This is a genomic window from Nakamurella sp., from assembly GCF_048594475.1.
Taxonomy (GTDB): domain Bacteria; phylum Actinomycetota; class Actinomycetes; order Mycobacteriales; family Nakamurellaceae; genus Nakamurella.
This window is the reverse complement of record NZ_JBMDXT010000283.1, coordinates 1-4,625: the sequence shown is the minus strand read 5'-3', so window position 1 is coordinate 4,625 and position 4,625 is coordinate 1. Positions and strand designations below refer to the sequence as shown.

7 protein-coding genes and 1 pseudogene are annotated in these 4,625 nt (G+C 73.6%); 3 read left to right on the top strand and 5 right to left on the bottom strand.

Annotated features, from left to right (window positions below; translation table 11 throughout):
- The 4 genes and pseudogenes from ACOJUF_RS13215 to ACOJUF_RS13200 form a co-directional block, all read right to left on the bottom strand.
- Positions 1–229 (bottom strand): annotated as a pseudogene (locus tag ACOJUF_RS13215) (hypothetical protein); the annotation flags it as partial.
- Positions 230–308: 79 nt separating this feature from the next.
- The gene (locus ACOJUF_RS13210) at positions 309–557 is read right to left on the bottom strand and encodes a hypothetical protein (RefSeq protein ID WP_420122302.1); all 249 of its coding nucleotides are present in this window, start codon (positions 555–557) and stop codon (positions 309–311) included.
- Positions 558–680: 123 nt separating this feature from the next.
- Positions 681–1,379 carry a head GIN domain-containing protein gene (locus tag ACOJUF_RS13205; RefSeq protein WP_420122301.1) on the bottom strand — a complete coding sequence of 233 codons (699 nt, stop codon included), beginning with the start codon at positions 1,377–1,379 and terminating at the stop codon, positions 681–683.
- 133 nt (positions 1,380–1,512) lie between these two features.
- Positions 1,513–2,040 carry an NUDIX domain-containing protein gene (locus tag ACOJUF_RS13200; RefSeq protein WP_420122300.1) on the bottom strand — a complete coding sequence of 176 codons (528 nt, stop codon included), beginning with the start codon at positions 2,038–2,040 and terminating at the stop codon, positions 1,513–1,515.
- Positions 2,041–2,088: 48 nt separating this feature from the next.
- On the opposite strand from ACOJUF_RS13200, the gene ACOJUF_RS13195 reads away from it, so the two are divergent.
- Positions 2,089–3,096, top strand: coding sequence for a cation diffusion facilitator family transporter (locus ACOJUF_RS13195; protein ID WP_420122299.1), 1,008 nt, complete (start codon positions 2,089–2,091; stop codon positions 3,094–3,096).
- Positions 3,097–3,221: 125 nt separating this feature from the next.
- Here the strand turns inward: ACOJUF_RS13195 and ACOJUF_RS13190 are convergent, their stop codons facing one another.
- Positions 3,222–3,644, bottom strand: coding sequence for a Fur family transcriptional regulator (locus tag ACOJUF_RS13190; protein WP_420122298.1), 423 nt, complete (start codon positions 3,642–3,644; stop codon positions 3,222–3,224).
- Between the two features lie 129 nt (positions 3,645–3,773).
- On the opposite strand from ACOJUF_RS13190, the gene ACOJUF_RS13185 reads away from it, so the two are divergent.
- Together ACOJUF_RS13185 and ACOJUF_RS13180 are read left to right on the top strand one after the other, a co-directional pair.
- Positions 3,774–4,397, top strand: coding sequence for a DUF2020 domain-containing protein (locus ACOJUF_RS13185; protein WP_420122297.1), 624 nt, complete (start codon positions 3,774–3,776; stop codon positions 4,395–4,397).
- A 12-nt stretch (positions 4,398–4,409) separates the two neighbouring features.
- Positions 4,410–4,625, top strand: a 216-nt coding sequence (locus tag ACOJUF_RS13180) for a peptidylprolyl isomerase (protein ID WP_420122296.1), incomplete at its 3' end; no start/stop codon positions are given.

Sequence of the window (4,625 nt, the reverse complement as noted above, 5' to 3'; positions counted from 1 at the left end):
CCCGGACGATGCGCGCCGCCTGCCGGGCGTCGGCCGGGATCGCGACCGCGGCGGGCCGCTGGTCGACGGCCAGGTTCCAGGCGGCCCGGGCGGCGTCGTACCCGGGGTCGCCGGGCAGGTGGACGGGCCCGGCCGCCAGCCCGCGCAGCGCGTGCGCGGCCGGGGCCGGACGGGGGCCGCCCGCGGGGGTGACGGGGGCGACGGTGCGGGCGAGATCGGCGATGGTCATCAGGTCGGTCCTTCGGTGAACGTCCGTGGTCAGTGCGTTCACCGTGCCGGGGTGGCCTTAAAGGCCACTGATCGGCGACTTAAAGGGCCAGGTCGGCGCCCAGGCGGGCGGCCAACCGCAGCAGCCGGTCGGCGATGAGGGCGTCGACCAGCTCCTCCGACGTGCCGAAGTGGGCGGCGAGCCGGCGCCGGGCGAAGTCCAGGACCGCGGGGTCGAGGCGGGCGCAGAAGGCGGCGCCGGCCACCCGTGAGGCGGCCCGGTCGAGGGCGTCCGGACGGGGGGTGTCGGCGGGGCCCGGTCGATGGGGTGAGAGCAGGGCGGACGTCATCGGTGGGTGACTCGTTTCGGCCGGTGGAGCAGCGGTGGTGGGTCGTGCGAAGGCCGCGCTGACTTCGTGGTCCGGTCGGGCAGATCAGTATCTGTATCGATCAAGCTCCTCCAGGCTACGCGCTCACCCGGCGACGATGTCCCCGCTGCCGCTCCGGTCCCGCTGCACCGTGGTCGGATTGCCGGTGTAGACGACGTCGCCGCTGCCGCTGACCGCGGCCGTGAGGGTGCCACTGACCCGGACCTGTACCTTGCCCGAACCGGAGGCGTCCACGGTGGCGTCCTGCACCGCCAGCCCGGTGCCGTCGAAGTCGCCGGACCCGCTGACGGTCACCGTCGCACTGCCCGCGGTCCCCGCGACCGTGACGTGTCCGGAACCGGACAGATCGGCGATGAGCCGGGTCAGGTCCAGGCCGGACAGCGTCGCGCCGCCCGACCCCGACACGGTCACCGTGGCATCGGGAACCAGCACCCCGGTTCCGGTGGCGCTGCCCGAGCCCTCGAGGTCGAGCCGATCCAGGCCGGTCACCGTCAGGGTGTAGCGGACGGACCCGGTGACCGAGGACCCCGGCCGGGTACCGAGCACCAGCGCACCGTCCACCACCTCCGAGGTCAGGTCGTCGATGACGGCGGACCCCGCAGCGATCGTCAGGCTCTCCTTCTCGCCGATGGCGATGGCCAGGTCACCGCTGGTCTCCAGCCGCACGGCGTGGACCCCGGCGATCGCCCGGTCGGCCGTCGTCGCCGGTCCGGGGTCGCGGGTCGCCCCGCACCCGGAGAGCAGCAGGGCGGCGGCGACGGCGGCGGCCAGCGCCGACGACACGGCCGTACCGGTGGACCGGGTCGCGCCCCGCCCGCTCCTGTCGATCCCCCACATGTCGATCCCCCACATGTCGTTCCCCCGTCAGGTCGATTCCGTCGGCGGGCCGGCCACGTCGGCGGGCCCGGTCTCCACACTAGGAGCCGCCGACCGTGGGCACAGTGGGGTCAGGTCCACCGTCGGCCGGGTGCCGGGGCCCCGATGGGCCGGGGGCGATCCGGTCGGCCAGCCGGGCGAGGAAGACCGCCTGGCCCTTCACCAGCTTCGTCACGGCCGTCGCCAGGTCGAACCACTCGGCCCGGTCCACCTCGGGAAACTCCTGGAACCGGCCGGAGCGGGGCGGCCACTCCAGAGAGAAGGTGTTGCTGACGGCGGACGCGGCGTCGAAGTCGCCCGCCCGCGCGAAGATCGTCACCGACTTGGCGCTCTGCCGGGCCGTGCCCAACTCGATCGTCGGCCCCGCGGGCGGCGGCGCACCGAGCTCCTCGGTGAACTCGCGGGCGGCCACCGCCGCCGGGTCCTCGCCCGCCTCGTACTCGCCCTTCGGGATGGACCAGGCGTGCTCCTCCTTGCGGGCCCAGAACGGCCCGCCCATGTGCACGAGCAGCACCTCGATCCCCGCCGGACCCGACCGGTGGAGCAGCAGGCCGGCACTGAGCTTCATCGGCGAAGCGTGCCATGCGGCGGGCCGGAATGCCGGTAGCTTTCCCGAATGCGGGATTCCACGGACGAGCCCGCCGGCGGCGCGTCGCCGGTCGTCGCGCTCGGCGACGCGGCCGGGGGAGAGAAGTCCGAGAGCACCCTGACGGTGCTCATCGCCTTCACCGCGAACTTCCTGGTCGCGGTGGCCAAGACCTGGGCGGCCGCGCTGACCGGGTCGGCGTCGATGGTCGCCGAGGCGGCGCACTCGTGGGCCGACACCGGCAACGAGATCTTCCTGATGATCGCCAACCGGACCTCGCGCCGGCGTCCGGACCCGGACCACCCGCTGGGCTTCGGCCGGGAGGCCTACGTCTGGTCGCTGTTCGCCGCGCTCGGCCTGTTCGTCGCCGGGTCGGCGGTCTCGATCACCCACGGCATCCACGAGCTGCTCGACCCGGAGCCGGCCACCGACTTCCTCATCGGCTACCTGGTGCTGGGCCTGTCCTTCCTGCTCGAGGGGACCTCGTTCCTGCAGTCCGTGCGCCAGGCGCGCCGGGAGGCCCGGACCGTGGACCGCGACCTGATCACCCACGTGCTGGTGACCTCGGACCCGACGCTGCGGGCGGTCTTCGCCGAGGACGCGGCCGCGCTGACCGGCCTGGTGATCGCGGCGACCGGTCTTGGCCTGCACCAGGCCACCGGGTCGGCCACGCCCGACGCGATCGGCTCGATCCTGGTGGGCGTCCTGCTCGGGGTGGTCGCGGTGGTGCTCATCGACCGCAACCGGCGCTTCCTGGTCGGCGTGCAGGTGAGCCCGCCGGTCCGGGCCGCGATCGTGCAGGCCCTGCGCGAGCTGCCCGAGGTGTCCAGGGTGACGGCGCTGCGGGTCGACTTCATCGGTCCCCGGCAGCTCTACCTCGTCGCCGACGTCGACCTGACCGGCGACGACACCGAATCCCACCTGGCCGTGCGGCTGCGGGCGTTGGAGGCCCGGATCCGCGAGTCCCCGGCGGTCGTCGACTGCACGCTCAGCCTGTCCGCCCCGGACGAGCCCGACCTGGCGGCAGGAGCCGTCTAGGGGTGGATGGTGGCCTCGCAGGCTCGGCCAACTAGGGGGTGTCCTGAAGAATCCGGCTCCTCCGTCGCCGCATTCACCCATGCCACCCCTCCCGTGCACGATGGTGGCCTCGCAGGCTCGGCCAACTAGGGGTGCCCGCCGGCGGCGCGCTCGGCCGCCAGGGCCGAGCAGGCCGGGCACACGCCGAACAACTCGACCTCGTGATTGATGTCGGTGTACCCGAACTCGGCGGCGACCGCCCGGGCCCACCGTTCGACGCTGGGGGCCTCGACCTCCTGGGTCCGGCCGCACACCCGGCAGACCAGGTGATGGTGATGGCGGGGCTGCTCGCACTGCCGGTACAGCACCTCGCCGGTCTGGGTGCGGACCGTGTCCAGGTCGCCGCCGCCGGCCATGTCCTGCAGCGCGCGGTACACGGTGGCCAGGCCGATCGACGATCCGGTCGAGCGGAGCGTGGTGTGCAACTCCTGCGCCGAGAGGAACTCGTCCTTGCCGGCCAGCACGTCGAGGATGGCGGCCCGCTGGGCGGTGTTGCGGCGCTGGGCCACGGTCGCGACTACCTTCCTGACGGCGGGACGGGCAAGATCCGAGGGTCCGGGAGCACCCGGCCCGTCGAGCGTACCGGGCAATCCGCTCGGATCAGGCGTGTTCACGCCGAGAGGAAAGGGCAGCGGGCGATGCATGCAACCGGGTCGCGAGGGCGGCTCCACCGGGGGGCGGTCGCCGCGCTCGCCGGCCTGTTGACGGCCGGCTGCGCCGGAGCCGGGGCCGCGTCGGCACCGTCCGCGCCGGCGGCCCCGACGATCACCGTCACCGCGGGCACCCGGACCGCGACGCTGTCGGTCACGGTCACCGCCGAGCCCGCCAGCGTCCCGCCGGCCGCGCCGCCGGCGGCGACCGACGAGCCCGCGGCCCAGGCCGGGCCCTGTCCCTACCTGTCGGACGACCAGGTGGCCGACATCAACGGCCAGCACACCGGGACCACCACGATCGTCGCCGTCGACCCGCACCCGATCTGCACGTTCACCCGCAGCGACGGCGGCTGGCTGGCCACCGTGCGCATCGTGCAGGCGGACAGCGCGGCGGCCGCGGCCGCCGCGGTCGACCAGCACGTCCCGGTCGAGAAGTCCGATCCGGCCGACGACCCGGTCGGCTGGACCGGGGGGTCCATGCCCACCGACCGGGGCTCCGTCTACGCCGTCGCCAAGGGTCAGGTCGCCGTCATCGCGGAGGCCAACCAGCCGCAGTCGATCAAGGGCCGGCAGCTCGCCGCGGCCGCAATCGCCAACCTCGGGCTCTGACCACAGGATCGGATGGCAGGATGGTTCACCGTGAGCGACCTCTACGCGACCCTGCACACCAACCGCGGCGACATCCGGATCGAGCTGTTCCGCTTCCAGGCGCCCAAGACCGTCAGCAACTTCGTGAAGCTGGCCAAGGGCACCGCGAAGTACACGACCAAGAACGCCTCGGGCGGGACGGAGGGTCCGTTCTACGACGGCGCGATCTTCCACCGGGTGATCGAGGGC